At 70.9% G+C, this 17676-nt stretch carries 16 protein-coding genes; 11 read left to right on the forward strand and 5 right to left on the reverse strand.

Annotated elements, in window-relative coordinates; translation table 11 throughout:
* From tsaB to tsaD, 3 genes are read left to right on the forward strand one after another with little or no spacing between them, the layout of a single operon-like run.
* Positions 1-717 (forward strand): tRNA (adenosine(37)-N6)-threonylcarbamoyltransferase complex dimerization subunit type 1 TsaB, encoded by a 717-nt coding sequence (tsaB, locus tag AB5G72_RS04405; protein ID WP_440221086.1) that lies wholly within the window; start codon positions 1-3, stop codon positions 715-717.
* Positions 718-770: 53 nt separating this feature from the next.
* Complete coding sequence (gene rimI, locus AB5G72_RS04410) at positions 771-1229, forward strand: ribosomal protein S18-alanine N-acetyltransferase (protein WP_185951475.1); 459 nt, start codon at positions 771-773, stop codon at positions 1227-1229.
* Between the two features lie 8 nt (positions 1230-1237).
* The gene (gene tsaD / locus AB5G72_RS04415; protein WP_185951476.1) at positions 1238-2263 is read left to right on the forward strand and encodes a tRNA (adenosine(37)-N6)-threonylcarbamoyltransferase complex transferase subunit TsaD; all 1026 of its coding nucleotides are present in this window, start codon (positions 1238-1240) and stop codon (positions 2261-2263) included.
* Here tsaD and AB5G72_RS04420 read toward each other — a convergent pair.
* A complete protein-coding gene (locus tag AB5G72_RS04420) occupies positions 2260-2634 on the reverse strand; it encodes a DUF4190 domain-containing protein (RefSeq protein ID WP_096905925.1) in 375 nt (124 codons plus the stop codon). The genes tsaD and AB5G72_RS04420 overlap by 4 nt on opposite strands.
* A 9-nt stretch (positions 2635-2643) precedes the next feature.
* Positions 2644-3483 (reverse strand): formate/nitrite transporter family protein, encoded by an 840-nt coding sequence (locus AB5G72_RS04425; protein ID WP_440221087.1) that lies wholly within the window; start codon positions 3481-3483, stop codon positions 2644-2646.
* 344 nt (positions 3484-3827) lie between these two features.
* On the opposite strand from AB5G72_RS04425, the gene groES reads away from it, so the two are divergent.
* From groES to AB5G72_RS04445, 4 genes are all read left to right on the forward strand, one after another.
* Positions 3828-4121, forward strand: coding sequence for a co-chaperone GroES (gene groES, locus AB5G72_RS04430; RefSeq protein ID WP_181694306.1), 294 nt, complete (start codon positions 3828-3830; stop codon positions 4119-4121).
* 122 nt (positions 4122-4243) lie between these two features.
* A complete protein-coding gene (gene groL, locus AB5G72_RS04435) occupies positions 4244-5866 on the forward strand; it encodes a chaperonin GroEL (RefSeq protein ID WP_119192254.1) in 1623 nt (540 codons plus the stop codon).
* A gap of 274 nt (positions 5867-6140) precedes the next feature.
* Positions 6141-6722, forward strand: a complete 582-nt coding sequence (locus AB5G72_RS04440; protein WP_132063545.1) for a sigma-70 family RNA polymerase sigma factor — start codon at positions 6141-6143, stop codon at positions 6720-6722.
* Positions 6719-7771 carry a hypothetical protein gene (locus AB5G72_RS04445; RefSeq protein WP_317471270.1) on the forward strand — a complete coding sequence of 351 codons (1053 nt, stop codon included), beginning with the start codon at positions 6719-6721 and terminating at the stop codon, positions 7769-7771. The genes AB5G72_RS04440 and AB5G72_RS04445 overlap by 4 nt, the downstream gene beginning before the upstream one ends.
* Before the next feature lie 118 nt (positions 7772-7889).
* Here AB5G72_RS04445 and AB5G72_RS04450 read toward each other — a convergent pair whose 3' ends face one another.
* Positions 7890-8312, reverse strand: a complete 423-nt coding sequence (locus AB5G72_RS04450; protein WP_420890550.1) for a DUF5319 domain-containing protein — start codon at positions 8310-8312, stop codon at positions 7890-7892.
* A gap of 114 nt (positions 8313-8426) precedes the next feature.
* On the opposite strand from AB5G72_RS04450, the gene guaB reads away from it, so the two are divergent.
* The 3 genes from guaB (at position 8427) to AB5G72_RS04465 (ending at position 12992) form a co-directional block, all read left to right on the forward strand.
* Complete coding sequence (gene guaB / locus AB5G72_RS04455) at positions 8427-9962, forward strand: IMP dehydrogenase (protein ID WP_120286220.1); 1536 nt, start codon at positions 8427-8429, stop codon at positions 9960-9962.
* 6 nt (positions 9963-9968) lie between these two features.
* A complete protein-coding gene (locus AB5G72_RS04460; protein ID WP_120286219.1) occupies positions 9969-11108 on the forward strand; it encodes a GuaB3 family IMP dehydrogenase-related protein in 1140 nt (379 codons plus the stop codon).
* A gap of 120 nt (positions 11109-11228) precedes the next feature.
* Positions 11229-12992 carry an FAD-dependent oxidoreductase gene (locus AB5G72_RS04465; RefSeq protein WP_253003278.1) on the forward strand — a complete coding sequence of 588 codons (1764 nt, stop codon included), beginning with the start codon at positions 11229-11231 and terminating at the stop codon, positions 12990-12992.
* A 34-nt stretch (positions 12993-13026) separates the two neighbouring features.
* Here the strand turns inward: AB5G72_RS04465 and AB5G72_RS04470 are convergent, their stop codons facing one another.
* On the reverse strand, positions 13027-14421 hold the full coding sequence (locus AB5G72_RS04470; RefSeq protein WP_440221464.1) for a WS/DGAT/MGAT family O-acyltransferase: 1395 nt from the start codon (positions 14419-14421) through the stop codon (positions 13027-13029).
* A 12-nt stretch (positions 14422-14433) separates the two neighbouring features.
* Positions 14434-15930, reverse strand: a complete 1497-nt coding sequence (locus AB5G72_RS04475; protein WP_440221088.1) for a WS/DGAT/MGAT family O-acyltransferase — start codon at positions 15928-15930, stop codon at positions 14434-14436.
* Between the two features lie 122 nt (positions 15931-16052).
* On the opposite strand from AB5G72_RS04475, the gene guaA reads away from it, so the two are divergent.
* Entirely contained in the window at positions 16053-17666 is a 1614-nt protein-coding gene (guaA, locus tag AB5G72_RS04480; protein WP_440221089.1) for a glutamine-hydrolyzing GMP synthase, read from the forward strand.
* Positions 17667-17676 lie beyond the last annotated feature (10 nt).

Here is a 17676-nt window from a genome sequence, read left to right on the forward strand (position 1 = left end):
GTGCTCGTCCTCGCCGTAGACACCTCCACGCCCTTCGTCACCGCAGGGGTGTGCCGACTCGTGCCCGGCGACCGGGTCCCGCAGGTGGATGCACTGGCCACGCGGGTCACCGAGGACGCCCGCGCCCACGCGGAGCTGCTCACCCCGCACATCCTCGAGTGCCTCACCGCCGCGGGCCTCACGCCGCGCGAGCTCGACGCCGTGGTCGTGGGCATCGGTCCGGGACCGTTCACCGGCCTGCGCGTCGGGATGGCGACCGCAGCCGCATTCGCCGACGCCATCTCCAGGCCGGTCCACGGGGTGTGTTCGCTGGACGGGCTCGCGGCCACCGCGCGCGCCGCCGGGGCGACCGGAGACCTCGTCGTCGTCACCGACGCCCGCCGCCGGGAGGCCTACCACGCCCGCTTCTCCGCGGACGGCGCACGGACCTCGGGCCCCATGGTGGGCCCCGCCGCCGGGATCGACGCGGACGGCGTCGACCACCTGGTCGGCGACCCCGTACGCCTGGGAGAGGTCACCGCCGCCGGCCACGCCGCCGCGGGGATCCTCGAGGCGGTCACCGCGCCCGACCCCGCCGGCCTCGTCACCGTCGCGGCCTCCGACCTCCTCGCGGGCACGGCCCCGGCGCCGCTGGAACCGCTCTACCTGCGTCGGCCCGACGCCTTCCCGCCCCGGCGCGCCGCACCCTCGACCGCGCTGCGGGGGGTCCGGCGGTGACCGGGACGCCGCCGGACGCGATCGTGCACGACCATCTGGTCGCCGACGACGCCATGCGCTGCGCCGACCTCGAGAGGGTGCTGTTCCCCGCCGACGGTCCGTGGTCGGCCGCCGCGTTCCTGTCGGAGATCGGCTCCCGGCACACCCACTGCTTCGCGGCGCGGGCGGACGGGGTCCTCGTCGGTTACGCCGTGCTGGCCGTGCTCGGACCCGAGGGGGATCGTGAGTACGAGGTGCACACCATCGGGGTCGATCCGGCCCACCAGGGGCGGGGGATCGGGCGCACGCTGCTGCGCCGCATGCTCGACGTGGCGGACGCGGACGCGGCGCCGGTGGTGCTGGACGTGCGGACCGACAACGTCCCGGCCCGCACCCTGTACGAGGCCCACGGGTTCGAGGTAGTGGGGCTGCGTCCCCGGTACTACCGGCCCAGCAGGGCCGACGCGCACCTCATGGTGCGGCCGGCGGGAGCGCGAGGACAGAACGACGGAGGGAAGGTGAGCGACCGGTGAGAACCGTCATGGGGATCGAGAGCTCGTGCGACGAGACGGGGGTCGCCGTCGCGCGCGTGCACGACGACGGCCGCGCCGAGTTGCTGTCCGACGTGGTCGCCTCGTCGATGTCCGAGCACGCCCGGTTCGGCGGGGTCGTCCCGGAGATCGCCTCCCGCGCCCACCTCGAGGCGCTCGTGCCGACCGTTCGCGCCGCCCTCGCCGAGGCGGGGCTGGAGCGGCCGGACGCCGTCGCCGCCACCATCGGACCCGGCCTGTCCGGGGCGCTGCTCGTGGGGTCGTCCGCCGCCAAGGCCTATGCGGCCGCGTGGGGGGCCCCGTTCTACGCCGTCAACCACCTCGTCGGCCACGTCGCCGTCGCGGGCTTCGACGGTGACCCGCTTCCCGAGTGCGTGGCCCTGCTGGTCTCCGGTGGGCACACCCAGCTGCTGCACGTCCGCTCGCTCACCGAGCCGGTCGTCGAACTCGGGTCGACCGTCGACGACGCGGCCGGGGAGGCCTACGACAAGGTGGCCCGGCTGCTCGGCCTGGGGTACCCGGGCGGGCCCGTGATCGATCGGCTCGCGGGCACCGGTGACCCCACGGCGATCGCGTTCCCGCGCGGGATGACCGGACCACGCGACGCCCGGCACGACTTCTCCTTCTCCGGGCTCAAGACCTCGGTCGCCCGACGCATCGAGGCCGCCGAACGCGACGGCGAGCAGCTCGACGTGGCGGACGTCGCGGCCTCGTTCCAGGAGGCGGTGGCCGACGTGCTCACCATGAAGGCTGTCCGGGCCTGCACCGACCTGGGCGTGGACACCCTGCTCGTGGGTGGCGGGGTCGCCGCCAACTCGAGGTTGCGTGACCTCGCCGCGAGCAGGTGTGCCGACGCGGGCCTGACCCTGCGCGTCCCGCGGCCGCGGTTGTGCACCGACAACGGCGCGATGGTGGTGGGGGTCGCCTCCGCGCTCCTCGCCGCGGACGCGGACCCCAGCCCCCTGACCGTGGCGGCCGACCCCGGGCTGCCGGTCGAGGTCACCCAGGTCGCCTAGTAGCCGAGGAGTGCCATCCCCACGGTGGTGAACGTGAACGCCATCAGCAGGAACGCGGCGACCGCGGCCAGGCAGAGGTAGCCGATCACGAGGGCGGACACGGCCATCTCCCTTCCGGCCTCGCCGCTGCGGGTGATCTGCCTGAGGGACGTGTGTCCGATCGCGACCACGACGACAGCGACGGCGGCCGGGACCAGCGGCACGAACAGGCCGAGGAACGAGCCGAACACCACGTTCGCGACGGCGATCACGAGGGCGACGACGGCCAGTGTGTTGGTCCCGGGAGGGTGGAACGATCCCGGCGTGCCGTCGGACCCGGTTCGGCGGCGCGGCCCGTCGGGCCGATCCCCTGGCTTCTCGGGTGGGTGCATACGAGGAGGTCACTCCTGGGGTGGGTGGGTGTGGCCCGCCGGTGCCCCGGGGGAGCGGTCGACCCGCGTCCGTTGCGCGAAGTACAGTCCCAACCCCGCGAGGGTGATCCCGCCGATGAAGTTACCGACATGCACCGGGATCTGGTTCCACAGCAGCCAGTCGGCGATGCTCACATCGGCCCCGAGCATCATGCCCGCGGGGATCGTGAAGTGGTTGACGACCGCGTGCTCGTAACCGAGCGCGAAGAACGTGAGGATCGGCAGCCAGATGGCGAGGATCTTGCCCGAGGTGCTCGTGGAGGAGAACGACATGATCACGCCGAGCGCGACCAGCCAGTTGCACAGCACGGCGCTCAACGTCACCCAACCGAGTCCGGTGACGACGCCGGCTTCCTTGTAGGCCACCGTCTTCTCCACTGCGAGGTCCACCAGGCCCTGGGCCCCGGTGGCGTCGGGTTCGGTCCCCATCCCGGTGAGCACGGAGGTCAGCATCCACGCCGCCGCGAGCCCGCCGACAGTGTGCCCGAGGATCATCCAGCCGAAGATCCGTAGGCAGTCGCGCGCCCGGATGCGGCCCTCCATCGCGGCCAGCGGGACCAGCCCGTAGGCGCCGGTGACGAGTTCCCAGCCGAGCAGGACGACCATGGTGAGGCCCAGTGGGAAGAGCACGGCGCCGAGGATCGCCACTCCGGTCGCCTCGGTGGCCACGACGGCCAGAAGGGTGGCCGCGCCGAGCAGGTAGACGGCGAGGAAGCCGCGGAGGGCCAGTTGCCACCCCGGGGCGTCGGCTTTCGTCTCCCCGCCCTCGACTGCGGCGGTGACGATGTCCGGGGGCGCGACTGCGGTCATTTCTGGGCCTCGCTGTACTCGATCGGGATCGGGTCGGGCAGAGGGGGTGGTCCGGTTGATGTCCGTGCGGTGCGGGTGAGCCTACCCGCGGCGCAGGCCCGCGCCGAGCGTTCTCCGATCTCCGTCGGACCCCGATGGCGGCGAACCCGCACGCGGTTTCCTTGAGTGCTGGCACTCGCCTGTGTAGAGTGCCAATAGACACGGAGCTCCGAGGGCGCCACCCGCGACGGTGCACGCGGCAGCCCGGGTCGTACATAAACCACGGGCCGCCTTCCGGCGTCCCGATCTGTCCAACCACACTCCGAGTCGCCCGGCATCCGGGCGGCCACACCCCATACGGGAGGATCATCGTGGCGATCAAGCCGCTTGAGGACAAGATTCTCGTCCAGGCCCTCGAGGCCGAGACCACCACGGCGTCGGGTCTCGTCATCCCGGACACCGCCAAGGAGAAGCCCCAGGAGGGCACCGTCGTCGCGGTCGGCAAGGGCCGCTTCGACGAGGACGGCGACCGCATCCCCATGGACATCAAGGAGGGGGACAAGGTCATCTACTCGAAGTACGGCGGCACCGAGATCAAGTACGAGGGCAAGGAGTACCTGATCCTCTCCTCGCGTGACGTCCTCGCGGTCATCGACTGACGTGAGCTGTTGACCCCCGCCCCGGCGGCGCCGGCCAGAGCCAGGCACCACCGGGGCGGAGGTGTCTCACCCCGCGGTACCCGCCCGTCACGACCACCCACTTCCCTCCAGGAGTTCCATCGATGTCCAAATTGATCGCGTTCGACGAGGAGGCCCGCAAGGGCATGCTCGCCGGTGTCGACGAGCTCGCCGACACCGTCAAGGTCACGCTCGGCCCGAAGGGCCGTCACGTCGTGCTCGCCAAGGCCTTCGGCGGGCCCACCGTCACCAATGACGGTGTCTCCATCGCCCGCGAGATCGAGCTCTCCGAGCCGTTCGCGAACCTCGGCGCACAGCTGGTCAAGAGTGTCGCCACCAAGACCAACGATGTCGCGGGCGACGGCACCACCACCGCCACCGTGCTCGCCCAGGCGCTCATCCGCCAGGGGCTGCGCAACGTGGCCGCCGGCTCCAACCCGATGGCGATGGGCAAGGGCATCGAGAAGGCCTCCGCCGCCGTCGTGGAGTTCCTCCGCGCGGCAGCGACACCGGTCTCCGGCTCGGACGCCGTCTCGCAGGTGGCGACCGTCTCGTCGCGTGACCCCGAGATCGGCCGCATGGTCGCCGAGGCGATGGACGCGGTCGGAGTCAACGGCGTCGTCTCCGTCGAGGAGTCCCAGGGGCTGCACACCGAGGTCTCGGTCACCGAGGGCATCGCCTTCGACAAGGGCTTCCTCTCGCCGTACTTCGTCACCGACCCCGATGAGCAGAAGGCCATCCACGAGGATGTGCTGATCCTGATCCACCGCGAGAAGATCAGCTCCCTGCCGGATCTGCTGCCGCTGCTGGAGAAGGTCGCCGAGACCGGCAAGCCGCTGCTCATCATCGCGGAGGACGTCGACGGCGAGGCGCTGTCGACCCTCGTGGTCAACTCGATCCGCAAGACCCTCAAGGTCGTCGCGATCAAGGCCCCGTTCTTCGGCGACCGGCGCAAGGCCTTCCAGGAGGACCTGGCGATCGTCACCAAGGGGCAGGTCATCAGCCCCGATCTGGGCATGAAGCTGTCGGAGTGCGGCCTGGACGTCCTCGGTCAGGCCCGGCGGGTGACCGTGTCCAAGGACGACACGATCATCGTGGACGGCGCCGGCGACCAGGCGGACGTCGACGCCCGCGTCGCGCAGCTGCGCCGCGAGGCCGAGGCCACCGACTCCGACTGGGACCGCGAGAAGCTCGAGGAGCGCGTCGCGAAGCTCGCCGGCGGTGTCGCCGTGATCCGCGTGGGTGCGGCCACCGAGACCGAGTTGACCGAACGCAAGCTCCGCGTCGAGGACGCCGTCAACTCGGCCAAGGCGGCCGTGGAAGAGGGCGTCATCGCCGGCGGTGGCTCCGTGTTGGTCCAGGCGGCCGCGGCACTCGAGCGGCTGGCCGCCGACACCGCCGACGCCGACGAGGCGGTCGGGGTGAACGTGGTCCGCAAGGCGCTGTCCGCCCCGCTGTTCTGGATCGCCGCCAATGCCGGCGAGGACGGCTCCGTCGTGGTGAGCAAGGTCTCCGAGATGGGCCCGCGCGACGGCTTCAACGCCGCCGTGGGGGAGTACGGTGACCTGGTCTCCGCCGGGATCATCGACCCGGTGAAGGTCACCTCCTCCGCCGTGGTCAACGCCTGCTCGGTCGCCCGTATGGTCCTCACGACCGAGACGGCGATCGTCGAGAAGCCCGAGGAGAAGGGCGCCGGCGGCCACTCGCACGCCGGTCACTCGCACTGATCGCGTCCGGCCTCCCGGGCCCCGCTCTCCGCGCCGCGGGGGACGGGGCCCGGCCCCGTTCCGGGCCGGTCACGTGGTCCCGCACGCCCCCCAGCGGTTACGCTTGGCGCTCAGCAGTGGTCCCACGACCCAGGGGTCACACGCCTGTTCTGAGCCCGAGCCGCATCGGCCGCTGACGGGCCGGGACGTGGGATCCGTCGTGACGTGCGTCGCGACTCGAGAGAAAGGCCGTGCCCCGTAATACATCCGTGTAACACGGGGCCCCCGTAATCCGATGACAGGTACAGCAGACGAGTTGGAACTCGCCGTAGCCGAGGCGGTCAAGGGTGACCGTGTCGCTGCCACGCGGGTGCTGGAGCTCGTGCGGCCCGGTGTGGTGCGGTATTGCCGTTCCCGCGTCGGTGGTTCGGAGAGGGTCAACCTGTCTGCTGACGATGTCGCCCAGGAGGTTCTCATCGCGGTTCTCTCGGCTCTGCCGGGGTACCGGGACCAGGGACGTCCCTTCATGGCCTTCGTGTACGGGATCGCGGCCCACAAGGTCGCGGACGCCCATCGTGGCGCCGCGCGGAACAAGTCCGACCCCGTGGAGTACCTCCCCGAGGTGCTCTCGACCGACACGGGGCCGGAGGACCACGTCCTCGACGGCGAGGTGTCGAGAGCGGTGAGCCGCCTCCTCGAGACCCTGCCCGAGAAGCAGAGGGAGATCATCCGGCTACGTGTGGTGGTCGGACTCTCCGCGGAGGAGACGGCGGAGATCGTCGACAGTACGGCCGGCGCCGTGCGCGTCGCCCAACACCGGGCGATGAAGCAGCTCCGGGCGAGGATCGAGCAGGACGGAGAGGAGCGATGGCGATGAACGACGAAGTCGATCCCGGCACCCGGGACGATGACGCCTCGCTCCACGTGCATGACGTGGACGGCCACGACGAGGACCGGGTCGAGGACGACCGGGTCGAGGTGGATTGCGACGACGAGCTCCTCGACTCGCTCGGACGCGGCGACCGTCCCGAGGGGGATGAGCCACTCGTCGCGCTGCTCGCCGACTGGCGCGCCGAGGTGGACTCGGCCGGACTGCCGGACCTGCCCAGCGACGAGCAGATCGAGGTGGCCCTCGCCCCGAACGTCTCCCGACTGTGGCCGCGCCGCGGGTGGGTGCATTCGGGCGAGCACCACCACGGCCAGCGTCCGGCCCTGTGGCAGGCGGTGACCGGCGCCGCCGCAGTGGCGGCCGTGATCGTCGGCGGTCTGTCCGTGGCCGCGCACAGCGCGATGCCGGGCGACCCGCTCTGGGGGGTGTCCAAGACGATGTTCTCCGACCGTGCCGGGAACGTAGAGCTCGTGAGCGATCTCAGCGAGGACCTCGCCGCCGCGGACCTCGCCGCCCGAGAGGGGGACCGGAACGAGGCCGAGCGGCTGCTCGATGAGGTGAGCGCGCGGCTCGACGAGGTCTCCGACGCCTCCGAACGTGTCGAGCTGATGAAGCGTCGGGACGCCATCAAGCGCGATCTCAGTCGGGTCACCCCGAGCGTCGTCCCGTCGCCCGCCCCGGCACCCGCGCCGGCCCCGTCGCCCCCGCCCGCTCCGGGTGTGGCGACTCTCGTTCCCGGCCTCCCCGTGCCGTTGCCGTCCAACCTGGTCCCCCCGCCGCCTCCGGGGATGCCGGTCATCCCGCTCCCGCTCGACGGGCTGCGGATCTCGACCACGCTGCAGATCCCGATCGACACCCAGCGGATCCAGGATTTCCTGTCACCGACGACCGGACGACAGGGTGACGAGGCGGATGACGACCGGGTGGTGCCGGCGCCGACGCCGAGCCGCACCACCGTGACCCAGGTCCCGACTCCCACGCAGCCGGCGCCAACCGACTCACAACAGACCTCGCAGTCGGTCCGGCCGACGAACTGACCCCGGGAAACGACTCGATCCCCGCCCCTCTCGGAGGGACGGGGATCGAGTCGTCCGGGCCGGGCCGGGCCGGGCCCGGGTCGAACGGGCGGCACCCGCGCGCGGCGACCGCCTCTGTTCAGCGGCGCCAGTTGAGTCGACGGGGGCGCAGGGCCCGGGCGGCGTCCGCGTAGCCGCGGCAGTACTCCCAGGTGACGTAGTCGTCCGGGATCGGGTCGAAGGCCGGCTCGTGGGGGAGCAGGGAGCCGTCCTCGAGGAGCTGCATGAGGTTGGCGCGGAGCATGTCCCACTCGTGGTAGTGCTCCTCGGCGCAGTCGTCACACTGGACCGCGACCCCCTTCACCCCGATCGGGGCCAGCAACCGACGGAACTCCGAGAGATCCGCGAGGTCCTCCTCGATCGCCCGCCGCTCGTCCGCGTCGAGCGGGCCCGTGGGCATGTCGTCATCGACGGAGTCGAGCTCGGCCAGCTCCGCGGCCGGATCATCCGGATCTCCGGCGAACGGGTCGGGCGGCATTCCGTGCCGTAGGGGATCGTCCACGGCCTCCACCGTACCCGTGACCACGGTCTCACGTGGTCGACGGTTCGAGCCGTGGCCCCCGGAACCACTATCCTCGAAAGTCAGCACCTAGACGACCCCCCAGGAGGACGGCAGATGAGCGAGTCGAATGGCCCCGTGCGCACCGGCGGCGACGACCCGACCAAGGTCGCGTTGGTGGGCCTGACGTTCGACGACGTGCTCCTCCTCCCGGCCGCGTCCGAGGTGGTCCCGAGTGAGGTCGACACCAGCACCCGCCTGACACGGGACATCACCCTGCGGGTGCCGCTGATCTCGTCGGCGATGGACACCGTGACCGAGGCCCGCATGGCCATCGCCATGGCACGGCAGGGCGGGATCGGCGTCCTGCACCGCAACCTCTCCGTGGGGGACCAGGCCGCCCAGGTCGAGACGGTGAAGCGGTCCGAGGCCGGGATGGTGACCGACCCGGTGACCTGCGCGCCCAGCGACACGTTGGCGGAGGTCGACGAGAAGTGCGCCCGCTACCGGATCTCCGGACTGCCGGTGACCGACGAGCGCGGTGAGCTGGTCGGCATCATCACCAACCGCGACATGCGGTTCGAGATGGACAAGTCCCGACGGGTCGACGAGGTCATGACCCGGGCGCCCCTGGTGGTGGCGCGGGAGGGTGTCACCGCGGAGGCGGCGCTCGGCCTGCTGCGCCGGCACAAGATCGAGAAGCTGCCGATCGTCGACGGTGACGGGCGCCTGACCGGACTCATCACGGTGAAGGACTTCGTCAAGACGGAGAAGCACCCCGACGCCACCAAGGACTCGGACGGCCGGCTGCGCGTGGCCGCCGCCATCGGTACCGGAGAGGATGCCTGGCAGCGTGCCGGGGCCCTCACCGACGCCGGGGTGGACGCCCTGGTGGTCGACACCGCCCACGCCCACAACCGCAACGCCCTCGACATGGTGGCCAGGGTCAAGCGGGAACTCGGCGACCGCGTGCAGGTGATCGGGGGCAACCTCGCCACCCGCGGTGCCGCACAGGCGATGATCGACGCGGGTGCGGACGCCATCAAGGTGGGCATCGGCCCCGGCTCCATCTGCACCACCCGGGTGGTCGCGGGCGTGGGTGCTCCCCAGATCACCGCGATCCTCGAGGCCTCGGTCGCCGCGCATGCGGCGGGGATCCCCGTCATCGCCGACGGCGGTATGCAGTACTCCGGTGACGTGGCCAAGGCGATCGCCGCCGGCGCCTCGGCCTGCATGTTCGGGTCCCTGCTCGCGGGGTGCACCGAATCGCCGGGTGAGCTGATCTTCGTGGACGGCAAGCAGTACAAGGTCTACCGCGGCATGGGTTCGCTGGGCGCGATGCGCGGGCGCGGCAAGCCCGGGCAGGAGAAGTCGTTCTCCAAGGACCGGTACTTCCAGGACGACGTGCTGTCCGAGGAGAAGCTGGTGCCCGAGGGCATCGAGGGGCGGGTCCCGTATCGGGGAGACGTCGGTCAGGTACTCCACCAGCTCGCCGGCGGGCTGCGCGCGGGCATGGGCTACACCGGAGCCGCCACCATCCCGGAGATGCACCGTGCCCAGTTCGTCCAGATCACGGCCGCGGGGCTCAGGGAGAGCCATCCGCACGCGATCCAGATGACGGTCGAGGCCCCCAACTACAACGTCAAGGACTGAAGTCGCGTGCGCAATGTCGTGGAGATCGGCCTGGGTCGCGAGGCCCGTCGGATGTTCGGGCTGGGCGAGGTCGACATCGTCCCCTCCCGCCGGACCCGTAGCTCCAAGGAGGTGTCCACCTCCTGGCAGATCGACGCCTACCAGATGGACATCCCGGTGATGACCCACCCGACCGACGCGGTGGTCTCCCCGGCCTCGGCGGTGGAGTTCTCCAGGCTCGGTGGTCTGGCCGTGCTCAACGGAGAGGGACTGTGGGCCCGTCACGCCGATCCCGATGCCGTGATCGCCGAGCTGCGGGAGCTCGCGCTGGAGGACGTGACCGGACACCGGGCCGTGGCGCGACTGCAGGAGCTGCACCGTGCCCCGATCGACCGTGAGCTCCTCGCCGCTGCGGTTCACCGCATCCGCGACGAGGGTGCGACCGTGGCGGTGCGGGTCTCACCGCAGCACGCGCGCGAGCTCACCCCGGGGCTGGTCGCGGCGGGGATCGACCTGCTGGTGGTGCAGGGCACGATCATCTCGGCGGAGCACGTCAGCGGTGAGGACGCCCCGCTCGACCTCAAGGACTTCATCGGTGGCCTCGATGTCCCGGTGATCGCCGGCGGCGTCGTCGACTACAAGACCGCCCTGCACCTCATGCGCACGGGTGCCGCCGGTGTGATCGTGGGATACGGCGGGGTCAACGGCATCACCACCACCGGCCAGGTGCTGGGTATGGAGGTCCACATGGCCACCGCGATCGCCGACGCGGCCGCGGCCCGGCGGGACTACCTCGACGAAACCGGAGGTCGCTACGTGCACGTGTTGGCCGACGGCGACATCTACACCTCCGGTGACATCGCCCGCGCCGTGGCGTGCGGCGCCGACGCGGTGGTTCTCGGGCCGCTGCTCGCCGGCTCGCTGGAGTCCCCGGGCCGCGGTGTCTACTGGGACGCGGTCTCCGCCCACCCCAAGGTGCCGCGTGGGCATGTGTCCGAGGTGGAGGACGAGACGGCCCTGGCGCCACTGGAAGAGGTCCTCGAGGGGCCGACCAGCGTCCCTGACGGCACCCGCAACCTCATGGGCGGACTGCGTCGCGCGATGGCGAAGTGCGGTTACTCCGACGTCAAGGGGTTCCAGAAGGTGGACCTGTCCGTCCGGCCCTGACCGCCCGGCCGTGGGCCAGACGCATCCACTCTCTGGACAAATTAGGGCCTACTGTCGGGTAGGTTCGGTGGTGCTCGGGTACTGTGATGCCCACCATCGACCACTCCTGGGAGTTGCACCATGACGCCGCACGCACCGTCGACCCCGACCGACGCCCCCACCACGCCGACGGACACGGATGTCGTCGTCATCGGATCCGGTTTCGGTGGCAGCGTGACGGCCCTGCGGTTGTCGGAGAAGGGGTACCGCGTCACGGTCATCGAGGCGGGTCGCCGCTTCGAGGACGCGGACTTGCCCAAGACGTCCTGGCGACTCCACCGATACGTGTGGGCGCCCAAACTCAAGCTGTTCGGGATCCAGCGCGTCCACATGATGCGTGACGTGATGATCCTCGCGGGCGCGGGCGTGGGCGGGGGATCGCTCAACTACGCCAATACGCTGTACAAGCCCACGAGCCAGTTCTTCAAGGACCGGCAGTGGGGCCACATCACGGACTGGGAGGACGAACTCTCCCCGTTCTACGACCAGGGCCGCCGCATGTTGGGCGTGGTCACCAACCCCACGCACACCCACTCGGACGAGGTCATGAAGAAGGTGGCCCGCGACATGGGCGCGGAGGACACCTTCGTCTACACCCCGGTCGGCGTGTTCTTCGGTGAGAAGACCGGCGGCCAGGGCAAGCCCGGCGAGCTTGTCCCCGATCCGTACTTCGGCGGGGTGGGGCCGGACCGCAACGCGTGCATCGAGTGCGGCGAGTGCATGACCGGCTGCCGGCACAACGCCAAGAACACGCTGATGAAGAACTACCTCGCCCTCGCCGAGCGCGCGGGCGCCCGCATCCTGGACCGGACCACGGTCAGCGACCTGCGTGAGCGCGGCGACGGCACGTGGGAGATCACCCTCGAGCGGACGGGCGCCTGGACGCGTCGCGGTAAGCGCACCACCACGGTGACCGCCGGTCAGGTTGTCGTGGCGGCCGGCACCTGGGGAACCCAGCACCTGCTCCACTACGCCAAGGACTCCGGGTCCCTGCCCAGGCTCTCGGATGCGATCGGTCGGCTCACCCGGACCAACTCTGAGGCGATCCTCGGGGCGATGCGCCCGAACTACAAGCCGGAGCAGGACTTCTCCGAGGGGGTGGCTATCACGTCGTCGTTTCATCCCCGGTCGGACACCCACATCGAACCGGTGCGGTACGGCAAGGGCTCCAACGCCATCGCCATCCTGCAGACCCTGCTCACGGACGGTGACGGGCCGCTCCCGCGGTGGCGCACCCTGCTGAACGAGGTCCGGCGCGAGCCGGCCATGTTCATGCAGCTGTTCTACCTGCGCCGCTGGAGCCAGCGCTCGGTGATCGCCCTCGTGATGCAGAACCTGGACAACTCGCTGCAGACCTACGTCAAGCGCTTCGGTCCGTTCAGGTACGTCACCAGCAAGCAGGGTCACGGAGAGCCCAACCCCACCTGGATCCCCGCCGGAAACGAGGCCACCCGCAAGATCGCCGAGGAGATCGGCGGCCTGCCCGGGGGCACGTGGGGCGAGATCGCGAACATCCCGCTCACCGCCCACTTCCTGGGCGGCTGCGTGATCTCGGATTCGCCGGAGACCGGGGTCGTGGACCCGTACCACCGCGTGTGGAACTACCCGACGATGCACATCGTGGACGGATCGGCGATCTCCGCGAACCTCGGTGTCAACCCGGCGCTCAGCATCACCGCCCAGGCCGAGCGGGCCATGTCGCTGTGGCCCAACAAGGGTGAGGCCGACCAGCGCCCGGCCCAGGGCGAGGACTACCGGCGCCTGTCGCCGGTCCCGCCCGTGTCGCCGATGGTCCCGGAGGCCGCGCCGGGAGCCCTGCGGCTGCCGATCGTCCAGGTCAGCTGACGGTCTACCCGTGGTCAGGAGGCGGTGAGCCCGGTCAGGGGGCGGTGAGCTCGAGCAACTCGTCGAGCGCCGCCGCGATGCCACGGGCCACCGCGTCCGGGTCCGGCACCAGGTGTTCGCACGAGATCACCCCCAGGTCGAGCCGCCCGTCGGTCGACAGGCTCGTCACGGACAGCCCCGCACCGTGGAGCAGCGGGCCGAAGGGGTGCATGTGGGTGATCCGCGCGCCGAGGAAGTAGAGGGCGTGACGGGGGCCGGGCACGTTCGAGACGATGAGGTTGTAGATCACCGGGTGGACGTCGGCGAGTCTCAGCGCCTCGTACGCCCGCATGCCCATGTCGAGTAGCCGACGGGGGCCCATGCGGGCCCAGTTGTCCAGGAGCGCCGGGCGGATGCTCGCGGCCTGGCGCTTCGTGGTCTCCGCTGCGGCGGAGATCCGCTCGTACCGTTCGACCGGGTCGGCCACATCCGTGGCCAGGGAGGCGAACATGGCCGACACCTGGTTGGCGCCACCGGTGGCCAGATCGTCTCGGGTGGACATGGGGACGATCGCCACCATGGACGAGGCGGGGGCGTCTCCGTGGGCCTCGAGGTAGGACCTCACAGCACCGCCGACCACGGTGAGGAGGACGTCGTTGACGGTGCCGCCGAGGCGGGCGGTGACGAGCTTGACGGACGCCAGGTCGAGTGATGCGGTGGCCACGGCGCGGTGCGGGGTGAGCGAGTGGTTGAAGAGGGTCCGCGGCGCCGTGAACGGGGCCGGCATGGATTCCCCGTGGCCGGCCCGGCCGCGGGCGCGTCTCATGGCCGCGGGGACCGACAGCGTCTCGGGGAGCAGACGGAGGAGGGCCAGGGGCCGGCCCAGCACGTCGCGGGCGCCACCGGCGATCAGTTGCAGGGTGTTGGCCCGTCCGACGTGCGTGCGCACGAGCGCGGGATCCTGGTCGGGCGTGGTGGCGTCCGTCGCGGCGAGGGCGGAGAGCAACTCGGCGCCCAGCATCCCGTCGATCACCGAGTGATGTACCCGGCAGAACGCGCTGACGGTCGGCGCGTGCGGGTCACCCCGTTCGATGATCCAGACCTGCCACAGCGGGTGGGCGCGGTCCAGCGGGGTGGAGGCGAGCCGACCGCACGTCTCCAGCAGCTCGTCCTCGGTGCCGGCCGGCCCGAGTTCGATCCGGCGTAGGTGGTGGGTGATGTCGAAGTCGAAGTCCTCGATCCATGCCGGGTGGCCGGGGTTCAACCGGGAGTCGTGGACCTTGCGCCGGAACGGGGGGACGGCTTTGACCCGTCGGGCGAGTCCGGACCGGAGGCGTTCGAACGAGTAGCCCTCCTCGACGGTGGTCACGTCGAGGTGGACGAGGCCGTTGATCACCATCATCTGCTCGGGGGTCTCGAGGTAGAGGAAGCTCGCGTCGAGCCCGGTCATCCGTTCCACGTGTCAGCCCTCCCCGGCGGCCGCCGACCGCGCCGCCTCCCGGGTGAGTTCCAGCAGCCGGGCCATCGCCTCCCGGATCCCGGTGGCCAGTAGATCGGGGTCGGGGGCCAGATGCTCGCAGGCGTTGATCCCCACGTCGAGTCGACCGCCCATGGACATGGCGGTGACCGAGAGTCCGGAACCGTGCATGAGGGGCCCGAGCGGGTAGACGTGGGTCACCCGGCATCCGAGGAAGTCCAGTCCCTGACGGGGCCCGGGGATGTTCGACACGACGAGGTTGTGCACGACCGGGTGCAGGTCCGCCAGGTGGAAGTCGCCGTAGATCCGCATCAACATCTGCAGGGTCCTGGCGGGGGCGAGCGTGGCGACGTCCTGGATGAGGTCCGGCCGCATGCCGTTCTTCGACTGCTTCTTGCCCCGGTTGGTGCGGGCGGAGATGGCGCGAAGGCGCTCGAGCGGGTCCGCGATGTCGGTCCCCAGGGACGCGAACAGGACCGTCACGCGGTTGTTGCCCCGGGAGCCCTCGGCGTCGCGGGTGGAGACGGGGACCACGGCGACGAGCGACTTGTCGGGCAGGTCGTCGTGGGAGCGCAGGTATCGCCGCAGCGCGCCGCCCATCACCGCCAGGAACACGTCGTTGACGGTCACGTCGAAGGCGTCTTTGATCTCGCTGATCTCGCCGAGGTCGAGTGAGGCACCCCAGACCGCCCGGTGGGGGGTGATGGTGGCGTTGAAGCGGGTGCGGGGCGCGGTGAACGGTGCCGCCTTGGGAACGACGACGAGGTCCTCCGTGGCGTCGGCCGTGCCCGTCTCCTCCGGGGCCGGATCGTCCGACGTCTTCCTGGCCGCCGTGGCCCTGCGCAGTGCGAAGGGGAGCGCGGCGAACTCGGGTACCAGCCGGGCCAGGGTCAGCGGGCGGCGTACGGAGAAATCCCACCACCCGCCGGCGAGGAGCCGGATGGGGTTGGCGTTGCCCGCCTCGACGCGGACCATGTCGAGGTCGCGGGCGGAGGGGGGTTGCTCTCCGGCGGAGGCGAACGTGCGCAGGATGTTCGCGCCGTTGGCCCCGTCGAGGATGGCGTGGTGGGCCCGGAAGTACACGACGATGGTGTCCGGTTCGGTGAGCCGCTCGAGGACCCACATCTCCCACAGGGGGCGTGACCTGTCCAGCGGGCGGCTGCCGAGGGTGCCGCACATCTCGAACACCGCGCGGTCGTCACCGGGGTGGTCCACGTCGACGCGGCGGACGTGTGCGGTGATGTCGAGGTCGTATTCCTCGACCCAGGCGGGGTGGCCGAGGTTGAGCGGGGAGTCGTAGATCTTGCGGCGGAGTTCGGGCAGTTCCTTGATCCGGCGGCCGAGCTCGGTCCGGAGCCATTCGAAGGAGTACCCGACCTCGAGGCCGGAGACGTCGACGAAGAGGATCCCACCCACCACGAGGGGTTGCTGGGCGGTTTCCATGTACAGCAGGCTCGCGTCGAAACCGGTCATTCGCTCCATCGATGCGCTCCAGCTCTCTCGGTCCCGGGCCGGCCGGGGTCGTGGTGGGGTTCATTGTGAACCCCGGCACGGGGGATGTGGCCGAGTTCGGTGGATGGGCCGCGGGGCCTAGACTCGACCCCGTGGCCGAGAACGCACAGACCGACTCCCAGATCGCCGCCGAGGCGGTGGCGCCCCGCCCGGTACTCGTGGTGGACTTCGGCGCCCAGTACGCGCAGCTCATCGCGCGCCGCGTGCGCGAGGCGCGCATCTACTCCGAGGTGATCCCGCACACCGCGACGATCGAGGAGATCCGCGCCAAGGATCCCGTCGCCCTGGTGCTGTCCGGCGGACCCGCGAGCGTGTACGCCGAGGACGCGCCCTCGCTCGACCCGGCGGTGTTCGAGCTGGGTCTGCCGGTGTTCGGCATCTGTTACGGCTTCCAGGCGATGGCCGGTGCCCTCGGCGGTGAGGTCGCTCACACGGGTAGCCGCGAGTACGGCCGTACCGACGTGAGCGTGTCCGGCGGCGTCCTGCACGCCGGCCTGCCGGAGCACCACCCGGTGTGGATGAGCCACGGGGACGCGGTCACGGCCGCGCCCGAGGGGTTCACCGTCACCGCGTCGTCGTCCGGCGCCCCGGTCGCCGCGTTCGAGTGCACCGAGCGGCGCATGGCCGGAGTGCAGTACCACCCGGAGGTCCTGCATTCGCCGCACGGCCAGCAGGTGCTGAGCCGCTTCCTCACCGAGGTGGCGGGGCTCGAGCCGACGTGGACCGCGTCGAACATCGCCGACCAGCTGGTGGAGGCCGTCCGCGAGCAGATCGGCGACGGCCACGCGATCTGCGGCCTGTCGGGCGGCGTCGACTCGGCCGTCGCGGCCGCCCTGGTCCAGCGTGCGATCGGGGACCGCCTCACGTGTGTGTTCGTCGACCACGGACTGTTGCGTGCGGGCGAGCGTGAGCAGGTCGAGAACGACTTCGTGGCCGCCACCGGTGCCCGCCTCATCACGCTGGACGACTCCGACGTCTTCCTCGGGCACCTCGCCGATGTCACCGACCCGGAGACCAAGCGCAAGATCATCGGCCGCGAGTTCATCCGGTCCTTCGAGCGGGCGGTGACGCAGGCGCTCGAACTCCAGGGTTCCGGTGAGGCCGCCGCCTCTTCCGTCGACTTCCTCGTCCAGGGCACCCTCTACCCGGACGTCGTCGAGTCCGGTGGCGGAGCGGGTACGGCCAACATCAAGAGCCACCACAATGTCGGCGGACTGCCGGACGATGTGGAGTTCACGCTCGTCGAGCCACTGCGGTTGCTGTTCAAGGACGAGGTCCGCGCCGTGGGCCGCGAGCTCGGTCTGCCCGAGGCGATCGTCGGCCGCCACCCGTTCCCCGGTCCGGGCCTGGCGATCCGCATCGTCGGCGCCGTGGACCGCGACCGGCTGGAGACCCTGCGCGCGGCGGACGCGATCGTGCGCGAGGAGATGACCGCGGCGGGCCTGGACTCCACGGTGTGGCAGTGCCCGGTGGTCCTGCTGGCCGATGTCCGGTCGGTGGGCGTGCAGGGCGACGGCCGGACGTACGGTCATCCGATCGTGCTGCGGCCGGTGAGTTCCGAGGACGCCATGACCGCCGACTGGACGCGCGTGCCATACGAGACGCTGGCGCTGATCTCCAACCGCATCACCAACGAGGTCCCGGACGTCAACCGGGTCGTGCTGGACGTGACGAGCAAGCCGCCGGGCACCATCGAGTGGGAGTGAGGGGGCCGGG

This window comes from Dietzia sp. MNB45 (assembly GCF_051994785.1).
GTDB classification, from domain to species: Bacteria; Actinomycetota; Actinomycetes; order Mycobacteriales; family Mycobacteriaceae; genus Dietzia; species Dietzia kunjamensis.